This is a genomic window from Exiguobacterium sp. s21, from assembly GCF_018617975.1.
Classification (GTDB): Bacteria; Bacillota; Bacilli; order Exiguobacteriales; family Exiguobacteriaceae; genus Exiguobacterium; species Exiguobacterium mexicanum_A.
This window is the reverse complement of the sequence record NZ_JACSLF010000007.1, coordinates 102199-118953: the sequence shown is the minus strand read 5'-3', so window position 1 is coordinate 118953 and position 16755 is coordinate 102199. Positions and strand designations below refer to the sequence as shown.

The 16755-nt window shown below is 52.3% G+C and carries 20 protein-coding genes; 15 read left to right on the top strand and 5 right to left on the bottom strand.

What is annotated here, in order from left to right; translation table 11 throughout:
- Positions 1-9 precede the first annotated feature (9 nt).
- Positions 10-522 carry a hypothetical protein gene (locus tag KNP06_RS09955; RefSeq protein WP_034777425.1) on the bottom strand — a complete coding sequence of 171 codons (513 nt, stop codon included), beginning with the start codon at positions 520-522 and terminating at the stop codon, positions 10-12.
- A 156-nt stretch (positions 523-678) separates the two neighbouring features.
- Between KNP06_RS09955 and KNP06_RS09950 the strand changes: the two genes are divergently transcribed.
- From KNP06_RS09950 to KNP06_RS09925, 6 genes are all read left to right on the top strand, one after another.
- Positions 679-1857: a DNA-binding protein gene (locus KNP06_RS09950; protein ID WP_214711013.1), complete on the top strand. Its 1179-nt coding sequence runs from the start codon at positions 679-681 to the stop codon at positions 1855-1857.
- Between the two features lie 15 nt (positions 1858-1872).
- On the top strand, positions 1873-2802 hold the full coding sequence (locus KNP06_RS09945) for a CobW family GTP-binding protein (RefSeq protein WP_214711014.1): 930 nt from the start codon (positions 1873-1875) through the stop codon (positions 2800-2802).
- Positions 2802-3584: a 5'-3' exonuclease gene (locus KNP06_RS09940; protein ID WP_138859497.1), complete on the top strand. Its 783-nt coding sequence runs from the start codon at positions 2802-2804 to the stop codon at positions 3582-3584. Before KNP06_RS09945 ends, KNP06_RS09940 begins: the two co-directional genes overlap by 1 nt.
- Positions 3565-3954, top strand: a complete 390-nt coding sequence (locus KNP06_RS09935; protein WP_214711015.1) for a reverse transcriptase-like protein — start codon at positions 3565-3567, stop codon at positions 3952-3954. Before KNP06_RS09940 ends, KNP06_RS09935 begins: the two co-directional genes overlap by 20 nt.
- Before the next feature lie 106 nt (positions 3955-4060).
- Positions 4061-5461 carry a class II fumarate hydratase gene (gene fumC / locus KNP06_RS09930; RefSeq protein WP_214711016.1) on the top strand — a complete coding sequence of 467 codons (1401 nt, stop codon included), beginning with the start codon at positions 4061-4063 and terminating at the stop codon, positions 5459-5461.
- A gap of 171 nt (positions 5462-5632) precedes the next feature.
- Positions 5633-7123 carry a GGDEF domain-containing protein gene (locus KNP06_RS09925; RefSeq protein ID WP_214711017.1) on the top strand — a complete coding sequence of 497 codons (1491 nt, stop codon included), beginning with the start codon at positions 5633-5635 and terminating at the stop codon, positions 7121-7123.
- A 15-nt stretch (positions 7124-7138) separates the two neighbouring features.
- On the opposite strand, the gene KNP06_RS09920 is transcribed toward KNP06_RS09925, so the two are convergent.
- The 3 genes from KNP06_RS09920 to KNP06_RS09910 all read right to left on the bottom strand — a co-directional run bounded on the left by KNP06_RS09920 (position 7139) and on the right by KNP06_RS09910 (position 9235).
- Positions 7139-7618 carry a dihydrofolate reductase gene (locus tag KNP06_RS09920; RefSeq protein WP_214711018.1) on the bottom strand — a complete coding sequence of 160 codons (480 nt, stop codon included), beginning with the start codon at positions 7616-7618 and terminating at the stop codon, positions 7139-7141.
- Positions 7615-8409 (bottom strand): thymidylate synthase, encoded by a 795-nt coding sequence (locus KNP06_RS09915; RefSeq protein ID WP_214711019.1) that lies wholly within the window; start codon positions 8407-8409, stop codon positions 7615-7617. Before KNP06_RS09915 ends, KNP06_RS09920 begins: the two co-directional genes overlap by 4 nt.
- Positions 8410-8563: 154 nt before the next feature.
- Positions 8564-9235, bottom strand: coding sequence for a Type 1 glutamine amidotransferase-like domain-containing protein (locus KNP06_RS09910; protein WP_214711020.1), 672 nt, complete (start codon positions 9233-9235; stop codon positions 8564-8566).
- A 172-nt stretch (positions 9236-9407) separates the two neighbouring features.
- Here KNP06_RS09910 and KNP06_RS09905 point away from each other — a divergent pair, with 172 nt between their 5' ends.
- From KNP06_RS09905 to KNP06_RS09885, 6 genes are all read left to right on the top strand, one after another.
- Positions 9408-9689, top strand: coding sequence for a hypothetical protein (locus KNP06_RS09905; protein WP_138859493.1), 282 nt, complete (start codon positions 9408-9410; stop codon positions 9687-9689).
- 104 nt (positions 9690-9793) lie between these two features.
- Positions 9794-10336, top strand: a complete 543-nt coding sequence (locus KNP06_RS15515; RefSeq protein ID WP_483299233.1) for an NAD(P)-dependent alcohol dehydrogenase — start codon at positions 9794-9796, stop codon at positions 10334-10336.
- Entirely contained in the window at positions 10264-10713 is a 450-nt protein-coding gene (locus KNP06_RS15510) for a zinc-binding dehydrogenase (protein ID WP_483299234.1), read from the top strand. Before KNP06_RS15515 ends, KNP06_RS15510 begins: the two co-directional genes overlap by 73 nt.
- Before the next feature lie 96 nt (positions 10714-10809).
- Complete coding sequence (locus tag KNP06_RS09895) at positions 10810-11334, top strand: type 1 glutamine amidotransferase domain-containing protein (RefSeq protein ID WP_138859491.1); 525 nt, start codon at positions 10810-10812, stop codon at positions 11332-11334.
- Between the two features lie 26 nt (positions 11335-11360).
- Positions 11361-12095 (top strand): Bax inhibitor-1/YccA family protein, encoded by a 735-nt coding sequence (locus KNP06_RS09890; protein WP_138859490.1) that lies wholly within the window; start codon positions 11361-11363, stop codon positions 12093-12095.
- 80 nt (positions 12096-12175) lie between these two features.
- Positions 12176-13285 (top strand): NAD(P)/FAD-dependent oxidoreductase, encoded by a 1110-nt coding sequence (locus tag KNP06_RS09885; protein WP_214711021.1) that lies wholly within the window; start codon positions 12176-12178, stop codon positions 13283-13285.
- A 42-nt stretch (positions 13286-13327) separates the two neighbouring features.
- Here the strand turns inward: KNP06_RS09885 and KNP06_RS09880 are convergent, their stop codons facing one another.
- Positions 13328-13891 carry a TetR/AcrR family transcriptional regulator gene (locus KNP06_RS09880; protein WP_214708614.1) on the bottom strand — a complete coding sequence of 188 codons (564 nt, stop codon included), beginning with the start codon at positions 13889-13891 and terminating at the stop codon, positions 13328-13330.
- 121 nt (positions 13892-14012) lie between these two features.
- Between KNP06_RS09880 and KNP06_RS09875 the strand changes: the two genes are divergently transcribed.
- The 3 genes from KNP06_RS09875 to KNP06_RS09865 all read left to right on the top strand — a co-directional run bounded on the left by KNP06_RS09875 (position 14013) and on the right by KNP06_RS09865 (position 16562).
- Complete coding sequence (locus KNP06_RS09875; RefSeq protein WP_214711022.1) at positions 14013-14885, top strand: ABC transporter ATP-binding protein; 873 nt, start codon at positions 14013-14015, stop codon at positions 14883-14885.
- Positions 14886-15683, top strand: coding sequence for an ABC transporter permease subunit (locus KNP06_RS09870; protein WP_214711023.1), 798 nt, complete (start codon positions 14886-14888; stop codon positions 15681-15683).
- A 66-nt stretch (positions 15684-15749) separates the two neighbouring features.
- Positions 15750-16562, top strand: a complete 813-nt coding sequence (locus KNP06_RS09865) for an aldo/keto reductase (protein ID WP_214711024.1) — start codon at positions 15750-15752, stop codon at positions 16560-16562.
- Positions 16563-16755: the final 193 nt, after the last annotated feature.

The following is a 16755-nucleotide window of genomic DNA, read 5'->3' as shown; positions in this document are numbered from 1 at the left end:
CGCTCTTTTTTATGCCGTTTTGACGTTCGGGTCGAGATTGAGTGCTTCAATTACACGATGGACGGCGCAACCGCCGAGCAGTGAGTCGAGCTGGTCACAGAGCTGTGTCGGTGCCGACCGATACAAGTGGGTATATGTCCGCTTCCAAGATCGTTCTGCCGATTGAATCCGCACGAGCAAGTCAGCATGACCGAGTTCTTTCAGTTTCTCGATGTTCATCCGGTTCGTGCGTGCGAACGCCGATAAGACGACGGCTTTTGCGAGCGGTGTTTGGATTGGATAACCGGCGACGAGCAGGACGGCCATCGCCCCTTTCATTTCATGCTCGATGACCGAGTCGACGAGTTGGTCTGGCGTATATGGGTTACCGGCATGCCCCGAGACCGCCGTGACGAGCTCTTGATGCGAGACCGGGCAAGTCGATGCCTGTAAAATGCTTGCGATTGTCGAATGCGTTGTGGCGTAACGTGTCGCTTCCCCTGTTGCGATCAACCGTTCATACGTATCTACCAATGAAATCATGTGAGTTCCCCCTTTATCTAACTGCCTTTATCGTAACAATTATAGTAAGCGCTTTCAATATAATTCAGGAAACTTCTGGACCTATAACGAAAGTATGTTCGCCTCGAAGCGGAAAACACGATACAATGGGCAAAGAGAAGAAGGAGGGCATTGCACATGAACTATTACCAACAGATTGATCCAATTGCAGGGGGCGGATTCGACCGAACACGGTTCCAACTTCCGACCGTAGAGAAGTCGGCGACACGGCTATCGGACCTGACAGACGGAACACCGGTTCAGACGAAAGCGCTCGTCAGTACGGTCGAAGTTCGAGAAGGCAAATCCGGGGCGAAATGGTTACAGCTCAATTTGACGACCTCGAGCGGACTCATCCGTGCCAAGCAGTGGTTGCGCGGCAATGAAGATCAATTGTTGCCGATTTACGAGTCAGGCGTCATCGAGCTCGAAGGGAAAATCGACGTCTACCCAAAACCGGACGGCGCCAAATCGATTACGATCGACCGGGCCAAACCGATTGCCCGGGACGAAGCGGTATCGTTGTTGCCAGGTCTTCCTGGGGACGAGACGATGGAACAATACGCCGACGAGCTGTTCGCGATTCTGTCGACGCTCTCGCCAGACTCTCAAGCGATCGCGATGTCACTGCTCGACCGCTACTGGGACGATTTCGTTCTCGCACCGGCCGCACTGTATCATCATCATAACTATGTCGGCGGCCTCTTGAAGCACACGGTCTGTATGCTTCGACTTGGTTATCGGTTCCAAGAACAAGACGACCATTTGGCGATGGCGTTCCGGGTCATCAAAGAAGCCGAGCAGTTGCACAAAGTAGACGTTTGGAATACGATGAACGGTGTAAAAGTTGAACAGGCGTTCCGCGGCACGTTCGAGTCGCTTTACGCGGCCTGTGAGGCCATCGCCGAGTTGAAAGAGCCACTCCGTTGGGACGAGCTCGCGCTCGGGATTTTGTTCCATGATATCGGTAAGTTGTTCGAGTACAGTCACTTGCTATCGTCCCCGAACCGGTTTGAGCAACTGTTCTCGGTCAGCGGCACGAGTGGGACGACCGGGATCTCCATCAACCCGATGGGAAGCTTGATCGGACACATGCCGTACGGCGGACTGTTGTTCGAGAAGAGTCAACAAGCTGCCGGCGTCACACTTCCGCTCGACGTCCATCACCGGATTTGGCATATGATTTTGTCCCACCACGGCAAGCGCGAGTGGGGCTCGAGCGTGTTACCGGTCACGACGGAAGGATGGATGCTCCATCTGATCGACTTGTTGGATGCCCGTTATGAGAAGTGGGCGCGGGTCCACGAAAATTTATAAGGTGAGGTGCAGTACATGATTCCCGTGCAATTGGTGACCGGTTTTTTAGGCGCCGGAAAAACGACCTATATGAATCGCTTGCTAGAAGCGACGGACGAGCGATTGCTCGTCATCGTCAACGAGCTTGGCTCAGTCAATATCGACGAACAGTTGATCGTCAAGATGGACCAAGAACAGATCGAGTTATCGAACGGTTGCATCTGTTGCTCGATTCAAAGCGATTTGAGTAAGACGTTCTATCAGCTTGCGTCCAAAGATACATTTGACCGCATCGTCATCGAGACAACTGGTGTCGCCGATCCGGCACCGATCATCCAGACGATCTATTACGATGATTACTTACGGACACGGTTCAAGCTGACGGCGATTTTGACGGTCGTCGACGCTAGTCAAATGGACCGCGAATTGTTTATAGAAGGAATCCATCAAATCGCCTATGCAGATGTGATTCTGATGAACAAAATCGACCTCGTCGATGACGTCACGCTCGAACAAGCGCATGAACGGATTAAAGCACTAAATCCGACCGTTCGGGTCATTGAGACGGTCCAAACGGTAGGGGACTATGACTTGACGGAAAATACGTTCCAGCTTTCACGAGTCGACGAGCAACTCCTCGGTCGACTGACAGCAGGGCACACGTCCGTCTCTTCACTACGGGCCGTGACGCTCACGACCGACGTCCCACTACGTCGGGAACGTGTCACGCAATACGTACGCGAGGTGCTCATGCACTATGAGGACGATGTCTATCGCTTGAAGGCGATTGTCCGTTTAGACGGAGAAACATCAAAATTCGTCGTCCAAGCGACAAATCAACTGATGGGGGCGACGTTCGCCAACGAACCGAGCGACGACTCGCGTTCCGTCTTCGTCTGGATCGGGAAGAATCTCGATCGAGACGCGCTAGCGCGCGGATTACAAGCTTGTGAGGTGGATGAATGATGAAATTGATGTTGGTCGATGGGTTTAACCTCCTGTCGCGTTATTATTTTGCCACAGAGCGTCGTCGGGCGCTCGATCCCGATGTGACGTTGAAAGGACTGCTCCGTAAAGTTGACGGGTGGACGAACGACTTCACACATATCGCCTTCTTTTGGGACGGACCACGCGAGACGACGCATCGTTACGCCCTGTTTTCGGACTATAAAGCGACTCGTACCGGCTTACCGGAACCGTTGTTCCACGATTACGTCAAGTTGCGGGCAGCGTTGAGCGAGCGCGGCATTTTTCAGTCCGAGCTCGCCGGATATGAGGCCGACGATTTGATCGGGGCCGTCGCGACCGCGTTCCCGGGTGAATCGTATATGTATTCGTCAGACCGTGATTTGCATCAGCTGCTTTCCCCGAACGTGTTTCAAATCGTCCCGAAAAAGGGGGAAGAGATGATGATGAACCAGGACATATTCGAGACGACTTATGGAATACGGCCCGGACAGTTCGTCGATGTGAAAGCGCTCCAAGGTGATGCCTCGGACAATATTCCAGGCGTCCGCGGCATCGGACCAAAGACGGCGACGATTCTTGTCCAGTCATACGACACGGTTGAAGCGCTGTATGACATCTTGAGACAAGAAGCACTCCAAGAGGCGCATCGGAAGTTTGCGAAGAAGCTCGACGGGCAAGAAGAGGTGGCGCTCTTGTCGAAACGTCTCTCGCTCATCGATATCCATGCACCGATCGAAACGGATTGGGAGGCGTATCGCTTTGGTTCACATTTATTTTGATGCGGCGACGAACCAAGAGGCGGGTGAGAACGGTCTTGGTGTCTGGATTAAGACAACGGACGGCACCGTATCCACGTACATCGCCAAACGTGTCGGGCTGACGAGCGTTCAGGCCGAACTCGCCGCGCTCGCGTTCGCCATCGAACAAGCGCATACGCTCACGGACGAATCGACGTTCATGTTCTATTCGGACGCCGAGACGGTCGTGCGGGCGCTCGAGCAGAGGTTCTTAAAAGACCAAGCGGTGCGTCCTTTGTTCGTCAAGGCGCTGACGCTGTATGACGAATTGCCAAACAAGTTCATCAAATGGATCCCGCGGGCAGAGAACCGGGCCCATGACGTGGCGAAACAGGCATTGTTGATCGGATGAGAGTCGGGCTTTGGCCCGACTTTTTGTCAATTGCAGGGGAATGATTTCTTTTTTGCAAAAGTTTCGATAAAATGAAAGCGTAGTCAAAAAAAGAGGGGGAATTTTCATGGAATATCGGATCGAACGGGACACGATGGGGGAAATCAACGTTCCGGCTTCAGCCAAATGGGGAGCCCAAACACAGCGCAGTCTAGAGAACTTTAAAATCGGCACGGAAAAGATGCCGCTCGAGGTCGTGCATGCCTTCGCGATTTTGAAAAAAGGTGCCGCACTCGCCAACGCCGAGCTCGGTGTGTTGGAGCAAGCGAAAGCCGACGTCATCGCCGAAGTCGCCGATGAGATCGTCGCCGGGAAACATGACGCCGAGTTTCCACTCGTCGTCTGGCAAACGGGTTCAGGGACACAGTCGAACATGAACGTCAACGAAGTCATCGCCCATTTGGCGAATGATAAGTTGAAAGAGCGTGGTCAAACGCTCACGATTCATCCGAACGACGACGTCAACAAGTCGCAGAGCTCGAACGACACATATCCGACGGCGATGCACATCGCCGCCATCCTCGCTGTTGAGGACCATGTGTTGCCGTCAATCGAGGCGCTCCACGCGACGCTCGCGAAGAAGGCCGAGTCATTCATGGACATCGTCAAGATCGGTCGGACGCACTTGCAAGACGCGACGCCAGTCACGCTCGGTCAAGAGATCAGTGGTTGGGTCCGGATGCTCGAGCTATCGAAACAGATGATTGAGCGTACGATCGAACCGTTGACAGAGCTCGCCCTCGGCGGGACGGCAGTCGGGACGGGGATCAATGCTCATCCACGGTTCGGAGAAGTCGTGGCCGAGAAGATCTCGCAAGAGACCGGAAAACGTTTTATCACGGCCGTCAACAAGTTCCATGCGCTCACGAGCCACGATCAGCTCGTGTTCACACACGGTGCCTTGAAAGCGCTCGCCATGGATGCGATGAAGATTGCCAACGACGTCCGTTGGCTCGCTTCTGGCCCGCGTGCCGGTATCGGTGAGATCTTGATTCCGGAGAACGAACCGGGCAGCTCGATCATGCCTGGTAAAGTCAACCCGACTCAGAGTGAGGCGTTGACGATGGTCGCGGCCCAAGTGCTCGGCAATGATGCGACGATTGGATTCGGGGCGAGCCAAGGAAACTTCGAGTTGAACGTGTTCAAACCGGTCATCATGTACAACTTCCTCCAGACGTGCCGCCTGTTGACGGACAGTCTTCATTCGTTCGACGTGCATTGCGCCGTCGGCATCGAACCAGACTTAGACGTCATCGCGCACAACGTCGATCGTTCGCTCATGCTCGTGACAGCGCTCAACCCGCATATCGGCTACGAGAATGCGGCTAAAATCGCTAAACTAGCACATAAGAATGGGACGTCTTTAAAAGAAGCGGCGCTAGAGACAGGACTATTGACAGAAGAGCAGTTTGACGAATGGATTCGTCCAGAAGAGATGACATCTCCTAACCTAAAAGTTGGAAAATAAGAAAAGAGCGGTCGATGACCGCTCTTTTTCATGATGTAATGGGTCATAAGCACTATCTTGTTGTCAAACAATGGGCGGAAAATAAGTAAATAGTTGTATTTTCGTGGATAAAGTCGCATAATCATAGACAGAAGAACATATCGGGGAGAACGAAACTGGGGGGGGTCGGGAATGAAGCAGCAGCAACTCACAGATCGTATACATACTATTTTGACGCAAATCACGAGCGCGAGACAGATTCAAACATCAGAGATCGAGTTTTTATTAGATTGGATGAAGCAAGAAGTGAAGCGTCGCCGCTTGATGCACTTGCTTGAGATTTTCAGTCGTGTCGAGTCTGATGTTCGTGAATTGCCACCGGTCTTGACGCAAGCGGAGGCGATGGCTTTGATTGCCCCAGTGAAACGTTATATCCATACCGTCTTAGGCATCGAGCAGGAAGACGAGGATCTCGTCCTTGTTTTAGCTAACAGTTTTTCGACGTATAGCCGTTATAAACCGCGCGTCGAAAAGCTCGGGGCGCGTCCTGTCTTCTTGCAGACGTTAGAAGAGGCCGTCGAATATGACTATGAAGATGTCCCGAAAGCCATCATCATGGACGTCGAGTTGTGGGCCCGCTTCCCGGAGCGGTCGATTCAATCGTTCGTCAGCAAGATGAAGAAGCTGTATGTCCCGCTCATCGTGATCGGCACGAATGAACATTATCGCCTCGCCGCCTATTCTTACGGCTTCGATGACTATTGGGAGGAATGGGTACCGATGGAAGAACGACTCGTTCGTCTCGGACATCATATCGAGAAGGCTCGTCTCGTCTCGAACGCGCTCCTCGTCGACGAATTGACAGGCGCCTTCAACCGTAAATATTTGAAAGCGACGTTCAGTCGCTTTATGTCCCGCCTAGAGCGGTCCGGTGAAAGCTTCACGCTCGCGTTGCTCGACATCGATCATTTCAAGCAGTTGAACGATACGTTCGGTCATGCGTATGGGGACGAGGTGTTGCATCGCGTTGCCGAGGAGATTCGTTTGGCGATTCGCTCGAGTGACGAGTTGATTCGTTACGGCGGGGAAGAGTTCCTCATCATCTTGAACGTGTCCGAGCGCCACGTCGTCGATGCGGTGCTCGAACGGGTCCGCAGCCGCATTGAGGAGATGACGTTCACATACGAACATCACGTGACGGTGTCCATCGGCTATACGCGCGTCTGTCAGACCGGTATGACGCTCGGTGAGTGGTGTGCTTATGCCGATGAGGCGCTCTACAAGGCGAAGCGCGATGGACGCAATCGAATCATCCGCTACTCGTCAGCCGTCCGCGAGGAGAAACGGCTCGCTTACGTGACGATGAGTCCTGAGAAGTACGCTTTGCTCGCTGAGCGCTTGCCGAAGCAGCATCGTCGCTACGAGGTCATCTATCGCCCATACGATCGTTACGCCTGTAACGATCATATGGAAATGTTTATTCTCGATGACTCGGGCACGAACGAGACGAGAGGGACCTTATCAGCCGTCAAAGAGCAACGCGGCAAGTACAGCCATATCTTGGCCGTATCGAAACGAACCGCGCTCGAGCTCGGGGCGCTGTATGATGACTTGGCCGAGCAGGACCATCAGGACACGATCACTGAAAAAATCGAGCAATGGCTCGAAAAATTACCCGATTAAAAAAGGGACGTCGACTCAGTCGATGTCCCTTTTGTCATATTGACGGAATGTGAAGCTATAGGCATGCCGTTCGTCGGCCGGATGAAACTGTTCGTTCGTCACGATAAGACCGTCCGGAAGGGACGGATAAAACGTGTCCGCCTCGAACGTGCCATCGACCTCGGTGACGAAGAACCGGTCCGTTATCGAAAGCGTCTGCTCATAGAGCGTCGCGCCACCGATGATATAAAGGTCTGTCGTCTCGTCTTTAAGCGACTCGAGGTCGTGCCACACATCGACACCTTCAGCCGAGAAGGTGCGGTCCGACGTGACGACGATATTGCGTCGATTCGGCAGCGGCCGACCAATCGATTCAAACGTCTTTCGTCCCATGACGACCGTTTGACCCGTCGTGATGGCTTTGAATTGTTTCAAGTCATCGGGCAGACGCCACAACAAGGCGTTATCTTTCCCGATTTCCCGATTGCTCCCGATGGCGACGACATGGATGATCATACGCTCACTTCTCCTTTAATGTGTGGATGAGGGTCATAGCCGACAATCTCGAAGTCTTCAAACCGGAAGTCCTCGATGGATGACACGTCACGCAGGATGTTCAATGTCGGGAGCGGTCGGGTCTCACGCGTCAATTGCAGCTTCACTTGTTCGAGGTGGTTATGGTAAATGTGGGCGTCGCCGAGCGTATGGACGAAGTCTCCGACTTCAAGCCCGGTCACATGGGCGACCATATGCGTGAGCAAAGCGTAAGACGCGATATTGAACGGGACACCGAGGAACGTGTCAGCGCTTCGTTGATAGAGCTGGCACGACAATTTTCCGTCCGCGACGTAATACTGGAACATGAGATGGCACGGCGGCAACGCCATGTCTTCAAGTTGCCCTGGATTCCAGGCCGAGACGATGAGTCGGCGCGAGTCAGGGTTCGTTTTGATTTGCTCGATTACTTGCGCGAGCTGGTCGACAGTCGTGCCGTCTGGTTTCGGAAACGAGCGCCACTGCGCCCCGTAGACAGGACCGAGATTACCGTCCTCATCGGCCCACTCGTTCCAAATACGAACCCCATTGTCTTGAAGGTATTTGACGTTCGTGTCGCCAGTGATGAACCAGAGCAGTTCATGGATGATCGAACGCGTATGTAATTTCTTCGTCGTGATTAGGGGGAACCCGTCCTGAAGGTTGAAACGCATCTGGTAGCCGAACACGCTCGTCGTCCCGGTCCCGGTGCGGTCTTCTTTGACGACCCCGTTCTCGAGGATATGGGTGCATAAATCATGGTATTGTTTCATGTGGGAAGTCCCCTTTCTCGTTCAAAAATTTACAAAAAGTCGCACTCATTATAACACAATATATTGACGACATAACGTTTCGATTTCTACATACAGATTTTGCAAGCGATAATTATCTCGGATTTAACATGAAACCATATCGTAATGGGAAGTACTAATCTGTATGGAAAGATGTGGTCTCAGGTAGCTTCGTTATGTTTCGATTCGCGTACAAATAAACGTCTCCGAAGATATCGACTTGATCACCTTGAACACGAAGTGCACAATCTTTGTTCGACAAATAGATTGGTAATTCTTCGGATAAGAGGGCGAGCTCTTGCTTGACGATGTGCATGTGATGTTCGAGATCGAAGTGGGAGAGCACCGAAAAATCGTTGAGGGCCACGCCCTGTGAAATCGTTGGGGTTGAAACCTCATAACCCATGTATGGCGAGCATAACCAAGATAAAGACATATTGATTGCGCCTGCACTAGCGCCTATGACGATGGCCTCGCTTTGTTGAATCGATTGGATTAGGTCATATTCATGTATGAACTGATTTTGCTTGACGGTGTCCCCACCTAACAAGAAGATCATCGAAGCTACTTTAAGAAGATGTTTTGCATTAGTTCGGCCCGTTTCATAATTGATTACGTGATAGTCGTTGAACAAGATGCCGGCTTCCTGTAACCACGATAGCTCGATAACACCATTTTCCGCAGTTGAGGCAGGGTCCGAGCTGATCATTACGAGGGACTGCCGATTTGTCACGTCTCGTGACAAGGCATCTGCCAAATGAGTTGGGAAAAAATCGTTGAACCATCCAAGATAGTAGCACGTCTTCATAGTGAGCCTCCTTCGTATGAAAGTTCTTTCAATAAATTGATTAGAATCAATCTCATTGTAACCGAACTGGTTGAAATTTTTTCCATAAATAATATGTGATTGTTTATAATGAAGAAGACAAACGAGTCTACCTTGTCATGTTGATTGATGTACGTTCAAAAGGAGGATTATCGTGAAGAAGCAATCATTAATTTTCTTATTATCCGTATGCTTACTGAGCCTTGGCCTAATCGGAAATCTTGTTTTTGAAACAATGGGCTTTTTCTTAAATCCAACCATTCAGGTGATCAGCATCCCAATCGCATCCACTGAAGGGTACTTCATCCATGGACTTATCGCCCTTGCCATTACTTTTCTTGGGTTATTCCTGCTTCCTTTCGCATTGAATCGTAACAAAGTAAAAATCACTTCCGTTTTTCTGTTGGCGGTCATTCTTATTCCTCAGCTTGTTTGATGAAAAACTCCTTCCAGGAACCAGATGACTTTTCCATCTAGTTTTATTTTATTGAGACGGTGAATTCATTAGTAACTACTGCACGTCTTAAGAGGAGGGTTACGATGAGAGCAGTGTTTTGTACCGCATATGGGCCACCTGATGTGTTACAGCTCCGAGAGGTCGACAAGCCTGTGCCAAAATCGGATGAGTTGTTGATCAAAGTTCACACCACTGCCGTCCATTCCGGCGACCGTCGATTACGGGCTCTTGATGTACCGGCTCTAGGTAAGCTCCCGATGCGAGTCATCGTCGGTTTCAAGGGGCCGCGCCAACCGATTCTCGGTGTCGTCTTGGCAGGGGAGATCGTCGAGACGGGTAGTCGCGTTGAAGACCTCAAGGTCGGTGACCGTGTCTATGCGCTGACCGGGATGCGGTTCGGCGGCTATGCCGAATATGCGTGTTTCAAAGCGAATAAATGTGTCGAACGCATGCCGAACAACGCTAGTTTTGTCGAAGCAGCCAGCTTGCCGTTTGGCGGAACGACGACTCTTCACTTTTTGCGTAAAGTGAACATCGAACAAGCGAAGACCGTATTAATTTACGGGGCCTCCGGAGCAGTCGGTTCGATGCCGTTCAAATCGCGAACTATTACGGGGCTCACGTAACGGCAGTCTGTCGAGAACGGAACTTCGAACTCGTCAGAAGTCTAGGCGCGGACGTCGTGATTGACTACACCATAGACGGCTACGACGAGAAACTGACCACATACGACGCTGTGTTCGAAGCGGCCGGGAAAATCGATAAGCGGTTGGCCCGGAAGCATGTCGCCGAACACGGGAAATTCAGTTCTGTCGCCGGACAAGGACCTGCGAGTGAACGGAAAGAGGATTTGACTTTCCTGAACGATCTGTTTGAAGCCGGCCGATTAAAGGCCGTCATCGATTCGGTTTATCCGCTCGAGGACATCGTCGCGGAGCACCGTTACGTTGATGCCGGAGGAATGGCTGGAAATGTGATTGTGCCCGTGACACAAGCAAATTGATTCAAGTTAAGCGACGTGCGTTTCATCGATCGTCCCTGTTTTCGCCACGTGGCTTATGGGGTATACTTGTGAAAGACAAATAAAGGGAGGGATTCGATGCAATTACAAGGTAAAAATATTTTGCAAATCGTCAGTGACGACTTTGAAGACTTAGAATTATGGTATCCGGTCCATCGGTTACGCGAGGAAGGTGCAAACGTCATCCTCGCCGGCGAGAAGGCGGATCACGCCTATATCGGTAAGTACGGCGTTCCAGCCAAATCGGACATCGCGTTCGATGACGTCGACATCTCATCATACGACGCTATCCTCGTCCCAGGTGGCTGGTCACCCGACTTGTTGCGCCGCTTCGATTCGGTGAAAGGGTTCGTCCGCTATATGCATGACGAGAAACGGCCAATCGGTCAAATCTGTCACGCTGGCTGGGTATTGATTTCAGCGAAGATTCTTGATGGTGTCAACGTCACGAGCACACCGGGTATTAAAGATGATATGGAAAACGCGGGTGCGATTTGGCACGATGAGCCGGTCGTCGTCGACGGTCATATCGTCTCGAGCCGCCGTCCGCCTGACCTGCCTGACTATATGCGGGAATTCATTAAAGTCATGGCCAAGAACTGAAAATAGAATAAAGGGGTTAACGACAGTTGAGACTTAAATCGAATCCAGTTCTCCGTAAATCAATGGAGACAACAGCTTATAGCACCACGCCGATGACGAAAGCCGGTACGTGGTCGAAAGTGTTCACGCTGCTCTTGCTCGTCACGGCAGCCGCCGGGACGACGTGGATGCTCGTGCCGACAATCGGGGAGGCGTTATTGTTTCCGCTCATGATCGGCTCGCTCATCCTCGGCTTGGTCTTAGCACTCGTCATCACGTTCAAACCGAGAACGGCACCTGTCGTCGCGCCATTGTATGGTATTGTCGAAGGGGTGTTCGTCGGGTTGATCTCGTACTTCTTCGAAGCGATGCTTCCGGGCATCGTCGGCCGTGCCGTCTTGACGACGTTCATCGTCGCGTTCGCGATGTGGTTCGTCTACTCGACGGGTCTCGTCAAAGTGACGCAAAAGTTCCGCGCCGGTGTCACGGCCGCGATCTTTACGGTCATGTTGCTTTATCTCGTTCAAATCGGGATGAGCTTCTTTGGTTCAGGACTCCCGTTCATGACGGGCTCGTCACCGCTTGCCATCGGCGTGCAATTTGTAATTGTCATCATCGCCTCACTCGCGCTCGTGCTTGATTTCGACTATATCGCTCGTCAAGTCGAGAGCCGGGCTCCGAAAGAGCTCGAATGGGTCGCGGCGTTCGGGTTGATTGTGACGCTCATCTGGCTCTATATTGAAATTCTTGATTTACTGTATCGCCTCGCCATGCGCGACTGATCATCGGCCTTCGGGCCGGTGATTTTTTATGAAAGGAAAGGATGTGAAGCCGTCATCGAACCGATGATGGCGCTACTGTTATGAAAAAAGTGATTGTGATTGGATCAGGAATCGTCGGCATCTCGACCGCGTACCATCTGGCCGGGAAAGCCGACGTCACCGTCATCGACCGTAAAGAGAAGGGCCGTGCGACTGACGCGGCAGCAGGCATCGTCTGCCCGTGGATCGCCCAGCGCCGGAACAAGGCGTGGTACGCGCTCGCCAAAGGGGGCGCTCACTACTACGCGACCGTCGTGGACGATTTGAAGCGAGAAGGTGAGACGGAGACCGGCTATAAACGCGTCGGGACGCTCGCCTTGCACGAAGACAAAAAATTGAACGAGATGCAAGAGCGGACGGCGCTACGCCGTGAAGAAGCCCCGGAAATCGGCGATTTGACCCGGATGACGGCAGAAGAAGCGAGAGCGCTGTTCCCGCCGCTCTCGGACGAATATGACGCCCTTCTCGTCGAAGGAGGGGCACGCGTCGATGGGGAGAAGTTAAGAGCGGCGCTCGAACGGGTCGCCGTAAAACGAGGTGTGACCTTGATTGACGGTTCGGCCGTGCTCGTTGAAGAAAACGGCTATCACGTCGAATGTGATGGTGTCCGCTTTGAGGCGGATGAAATCGTACTCGCCTGCGGGGCGTGGTTGCCCGAGTTGATGGAACCGATCGGGTATACGGCCCGTGTCGCTGGGGAGAAGGCACAAATCGTTCACGTACAGCTGCCTGATACGGACGCGTCCGACTGGCCGGTCGTCATGCCGCCGCGGCGCCGCTATTTGCTCGGATTTGAAGAAGGACGAATCGTCATCGGCTCGACGCACGAACGGGACAAGGCGTTCGACGCACGGCCGACGGCGATCGGGATTCATGAAGTGCTTTCGAAAGGGCTAGAATCGGCCCCAGGACTAGCTGAGGCCGAACTGATTGAGACGCGTGTCGGCTTCCGTCCGGTCACGCCGAACTCGATTCCAATTCTAGGTCGCGTACCGGGAGCGGAGCAGTTGCTCGTCGCGAACGGTCTCGGCTCGTCCGGTTTGACGGTCGGCCCGTTCATCGGGAAAGTGCTCGCCGATCTCGTTCTGACAGGGGACTGCGAGCTCGATATGTCGCTTTATCCGATTGAAGATTTCATCTATCTGACATGAGAAAACAAGCGACCATCCTCTTCGGTGGTCGCTTGTTTGTCGTCAACGGCTCATGATTCCGTTCAAGAAGAAATGAAAATAGTCTTGCATCAACGAGCTCATGTCACCTGACGGGAAGGACGGGTCGGACAAAATCGCCTGCTGCACGAGTTGGACGTAGCGTAAGTACGAATCGGTCGACAGCTCCGGGTCGATGGCCCCGCTCGTCTTCCCGTACTCAATCAATTGCCGGAATGCGGCGTAGCCTCGTCCTGCCAACTGTTGCCACGAGGCGTCCGCTTGAATCATCGAAGTGATCGTCTCGTCGAACAGCCCGGCCGTCTCGATTTTACGAGACAAAATCTCGATCAGCAATTGATCGAACGGGACGGTGTCAGCGATTTGTGACTCGATCCATCCCATCTGTTCCTCCGTCATTTCGGTCAAGACGGCGACAATCACTTGTTCTTTGGAGCCGAAGTAATTATAAATCGATACCGGTGAGACCGAGGCGGCGCGAGCAAGCTCACTCACCGTGAAACGGGACTGCTTCTCGTTCATTAGTCGAAAGGCGGCGTCTAAGATTGCTCGTCGTTTCGTTTCAGTTCGTTTTGTGAATCCATCCATGATGACCCTCGCTTCTCTAATGTTTTGTAATCAATATACCATTTCCATTTCAAAAAATAACGTGATATACTAGTTTTGTAATCATATATATAATAAATTTCAAAACTAAGGAGTGAGAGCGGTGATTCAAATTAAAGGACTGACGAAGCGTTTCGATGCGTCACACGGCATCTTCGACGTGTCGTTCACGGTCGAGCCGGGAACCGTGTTCGGATTTATCGGACCGAACGGGGCGGGGAAATCGACGACGATTCGTCACTTGATGGGGTTGCTCCACGCTGAATCTGGTGTCGCCACCGTCATGGGACATGATTGCTGGAACGAGAGTGAGACGGTGAAGGCGCTTGTCGGATATTTGCCTGGCGAAATCAATTATCCACAGGACATGACTGCGGAGGATGTCATCCGACTGACTCGGAAACTTCATGTGACGAGCGCGGAGCGCGAACGGACGTTGCGTGACGTGTTCGCCTTCGATACGTCACTCAAAGTGCGCAAGATGTCGAAAGGAATGAAACAAAAACTTGCCATCGTCACCTGCTTCATGAAAGATGTGCCGGTTTATATTCTCGATGAACCGACGAGCGGGCTCGACCCGCTCATGCAGGAACGGCTCGTCGATTGGGTCATCGCTGAGAAAACAGCGGGTAAGGCGGTCTTGATGAGTTCCCACCACTTCCCGGAGATGGAGAAGACGTGTGACCGGGCCGCACTCATCCGTGATGGTCGGATGATCATCGAAGCGGAGATGACCGAGTTAAAACGGCATAGTCAGAAGACGTATCGGATCGAATTGAAGGACGAGGCGGCAGCAATGCGGTTGAGCGAAGAAGTCGGTTCGCGTGACGGTGTGGTCGTCACCGTCACTTTATCGACGGTCGAAGAGTTGAACGACTTGATTCATCGACTCGCCCGTCACGAAGTCCAATCGTTGTCGAGCGGCACGGACGAACTCGAGCATCTGTTCATGCAATATTATGGGGAGGCGAAATAAATGGTTCTCATCTCGGCACTGTTTAAACAAAATTGTAGCTGGATTCTTGGGTACTCGCTCGGGACGAGCCTCTACTTGTTCTTTTTGGCGGCGGTGTTCCCATCCATCCAAGAGACGGGGCTGATTGAAGGAAAGTTGGATTCGTTGCCACCCGAGTTGCTAGAAGTGTTTAAAATCGACCCGAACTTGGCGATGGACAACGTCATCAATCTGCTCGCGGGCAATTACTATGGGCTCATCTTTTACGTATTGGCCATCCTGTTCGCGCTCACGTTCGCCTCACGGCTCATGGCTAAACCGGTCGATTCGGGTGAGGTCATGCTTTATTTGGCCGCACCGATTTCACGTGGCGGTTACGTGACGGCTAGTATGGTGTTGCTTGTGATCGCGAGTGGTATGCTCGTCGGGTTGAACGGGCTCAATCTGATGCTCGCCAACGTGTTGTTTGATTTACAGATCGACATCGGCTTACTGTGGACGCTTCAGTTGAACGCAGGACTGATTCTAGTCGTCCTGGGTGCGCTCGCCTATGTGCTCGCAAGCCTGTTCGACGACAGCACACGGTCATATATGGTCACAGGTGGGATTTTCGCGCTCTTCTTGATGGCGAACGTCTTCTCGGGATTTAGTGACCAGCTCGACTGGTTGAATACGTTATCGATTTTCTCGTTGTTTGACGCCAACGCTCAAATCCAAGGGGAATCAGCGTTTCGTTCTTTCATCTGGTTGGGGGGACTTCTCATCGTCGCCATGCTGTTGTCTTATGGACGTTTTACCCGAAAAGATTTGACGATTTAGTTTTTCGAAATAGAATGACGGGTATGATACAATCAGCTCGAACAGCTTTGAAAGGGGAATGATTGTATGCAACTCGCAACGTTACGTAACGGTGTCAAAATTCCAATGATCGGCTTTGGGGTATGGCAAGTCGACAACGAGACGGAGGCGCCACAGGCTGTCGCCGAGGCACTGAAAGTCGGATATCGCCATATCGATACGGCAGCCGTTTATAAGAATGAAAAAGGCGTCGCCAAAGGGATTCAAACATCTGGCGTCGCTCGTGAAGATATCTTTTTGACGTCGAAGATTTGGAACGAAGATATCCGCCAGCGCCGGACGAAAGAAGCGTTTGACGAATCACTCGCTCGACTCGATACGGACTATTTGGACCTCTGCCTCCTCCACTGGCCAGTCGACGGGTTCGTCGAGGCATGGAAAGATTTGATTGACCTCTATGAGGCCGGTAAAATCAAGGCGATCGGGGTGTCGAACTTCAAAGAACATCATCTCGAAACGTTGAAAGAAGCGGGTCTCATGACGCCCCTCATCAATCAAATCGAGTTGCACCCGCAACTGCCGCAACCGGACCTCGTCGAGTATTGCCAAGACGAGGGCATTCAAGTCGAGGCATGGAGTCCGCTCATGCAAGGCAAGTTCCTCGACATCCCGACTTTCGCTGAAATCGCGGAGAAACACGGTAAGACGCCGGCGCAAGTCGTGCTTCGCTGGCATTTGGACACGGGGAATGTCGCGCTTCCGAAATCCGTCACACCGCACCGCATTCAAGAGAACTTCGAAGTGTTCGACTTTGCGCTCGATGCGGACGACTTGGCGAAAATCGATGCCGTGGCGACACATGACCGTCTCGGTCCCGACCCGGACGAGATCGACTTCTAAACAATTGATGTTGTCGCCCACCTACTTAGGTGGACGATCCCGAATGCGGTGACACTGCCGCTTCTTTGACACGACTCCGGTTTAGGCCGGGGTCGTTTTATTATGTGTCCGGCGAGTTATTCAGGAGCTAGTCCGGATGTGTATGAGCGTTGGCACATGGGTATAGAAAACTATGCTAATAAAGGAGGTGTCA

Excerpts from the sequence above, each read along its gene's own strand:
- KNP06_RS09920 (WP_214711018.1), bottom strand. The coding sequence starts at position 7,618 with ATGATCATCCATGTCGTCGCCATCGGGAGCAATCGGGAAATCGGGAAA.
- KNP06_RS09910 (WP_214711020.1), bottom strand. The coding sequence starts at position 9,235 with ATGAAGACGTGCTACTATCTTGGATGGTTCAACGATTTTTTCCCAACT.
- KNP06_RS09895 (WP_138859491.1), top strand. The coding sequence starts at position 10,810 with ATGCAATTACAAGGTAAAAATATTTTGCAAATCGTCAGTGACGACTTT.
- KNP06_RS09880 (WP_214708614.1), bottom strand. The coding sequence starts at position 13,891 with ATGGATGGATTCACAAAACGAACTGAAACGAAACGACGAGCAATCTTA.
- KNP06_RS09925 (WP_214711017.1), top strand. The coding sequence starts at position 5,633 with ATGAAGCAGCAGCAACTCACAGATCGTATACATACTATTTTGACGCAA.
- KNP06_RS09865 (WP_214711024.1), top strand. The coding sequence starts at position 15,750 with ATGCAACTCGCAACGTTACGTAACGGTGTCAAAATTCCAATGATCGGC.
- KNP06_RS09945 (WP_214711014.1), top strand. The coding sequence starts at position 1,873 with ATGATTCCCGTGCAATTGGTGACCGGTTTTTTAGGCGCCGGAAAAACG.
- fumC (WP_214711016.1), top strand. The coding sequence starts at position 4,061 with ATGGAATATCGGATCGAACGGGACACGATGGGGGAAATCAACGTTCCG.
- KNP06_RS09940 (WP_138859497.1), top strand. The coding sequence starts at position 2,802 with ATGAAATTGATGTTGGTCGATGGGTTTAACCTCCTGTCGCGTTATTAT.
- KNP06_RS15515 (WP_483299233.1), top strand. The coding sequence starts at position 9,794 with ATGAGAGCAGTGTTTTGTACCGCATATGGGCCACCTGATGTGTTACAG.
- KNP06_RS09885 (WP_214711021.1), top strand. The coding sequence starts at position 12,176 with ATGAAAAAAGTGATTGTGATTGGATCAGGAATCGTCGGCATCTCGACC.
- KNP06_RS09955 (WP_034777425.1), bottom strand. The coding sequence starts at position 522 with ATGATTTCATTGGTAGATACGTATGAACGGTTGATCGCAACAGGGGAA.
- KNP06_RS09950 (WP_214711013.1), top strand. The coding sequence starts at position 679 with ATGAACTATTACCAACAGATTGATCCAATTGCAGGGGGCGGATTCGAC.
- KNP06_RS09915 (WP_214711019.1), bottom strand. The coding sequence starts at position 8,409 with ATGAAACAATACCATGATTTATGCACCCATATCCTCGAGAACGGGGTC.
- KNP06_RS09870 (WP_214711023.1), top strand. The coding sequence starts at position 14,886 with ATGGTTCTCATCTCGGCACTGTTTAAACAAAATTGTAGCTGGATTCTT.